General features: G+C 43.3%; 2 protein-coding genes. Both read left to right on the top strand.

What is annotated here, in order from left to right; translation table 11 throughout:
- The first annotated feature begins 284 nt into the window (after positions 1–284).
- The gene (locus tag FJM67_RS17325) at positions 285–1034 is read left to right on the top strand and encodes a serine/threonine protein kinase (protein WP_181161553.1); all 750 of its coding nucleotides are present in this window, start codon (positions 285–287) and stop codon (positions 1032–1034) included.
- A gap of 40 nt (positions 1035–1074) precedes the next feature.
- Positions 1075–1221: IS66 family insertion sequence element accessory protein TnpB (gene tnpB / locus FJM67_RS18030; RefSeq protein ID WP_140591939.1), on the top strand; the 147-nt coding region annotated here is incomplete at its 3' end.

Raw genomic sequence — 1221 nt, 5'->3', positions numbered from 1 at the left:
TCTGGCTTTCGGTAAAACGTGACTTTTTCATAGATCGCTCCTGATACATTGATCATAAAACTCTCTACTTAAAACCCCAATCATTTTTCGGGGGGATTACATGTTGATCCATCTGAGGTCAAACAATTTACGAATAAGCGGCCAATCTTCTGGAAGAAATTTTGCCAAGAGCTTGGAATTTCTACTGCCAACGCCGAGTTCTGGCAACGAATTCTCCACCCAACATCTAATTATCGCCCCTCAATTGAACAAGTCTTGGAGAACATCACACAATGGAAATGAACATGTATCCTGTTCAGCAAGTCATCTATCAAAGCCCAGCAACACAGCGTGCATTTTATCGTGTTAAACATGCGCAGCTAGGTATCCAATATGGCTTGAAAGAGATCACCCTCGCAGATGGCAAAGGCATGAAGGAGATTTTGAATGAAATTATTGCTCTGAATCGCTTGCCATTTAGCTTAGCAGCAAAATGCCATCAACATTGGAGTGAAGGCAATAAGCACTTTCTGTTGCTGGACTGGATCGAAGGGAAGCCACTTAGTCAGTTAGAGTTCTCGGCAGACACGGACCGACACGAACTGGCAAAGCAACTAAAAATTGCGGAAATGATTGGCCGTAAGATAATGCAACTTCATCGTTATCGAGTCATTCACCGTGACATAAAACCAGAAAATGTTGTTGTTCATACCGACAAAAGTGGCAATCCTATCGATGTTAACTTGATTGATTTTGGCTTAGCTAATCAGCCGCGACAGTTAGAGGAGGGTACAGCTAATTATCGTGCTCCAGAGCAAGAATATTCAAGGGGGGAAAATCTGAGCTATGCCTGCGATATCTTCTCATTTAGTCAGTTGATTCATTATCTTTTAGCAGGAACCCCAGTAATGTTAGAGCCAAATTTTAGCGGCTCAGATTGGCATGCTGTGAGCTTGGCTTTGCCAAGAGAGTTGCCTCCGCGCCTTGAAATAGTTTTACGGCAAGGTCTGCAGTTTAACTATAAAAAAGTAAGCGTCCGGCCAACCACACCTTAATTCGCGTAAGATCTTAGTTTACCGTCATGGCTTTCTGGCTATGGCGGTGATTATGTTTGGCTTTTCTGACTCTCTACCGGTGGTTTTGATCTGCGGCGTAACCGATATGCGTAAGTCCATCGATGGTTTGGCTTACATCGTTGCTTATGATCTTGAGATGGAGCCCTGCAGTGAGAAACTATTTGTT

The organism is Maribrevibacterium harenarium, assembly GCF_006385675.1.
GTDB lineage: Bacteria > Pseudomonadota > Gammaproteobacteria > Pseudomonadales > Marinomonadaceae > Marinomonas > Marinomonas harenarium.
This window is presented reverse-complemented; position numbering and strand designations above follow the sequence as displayed.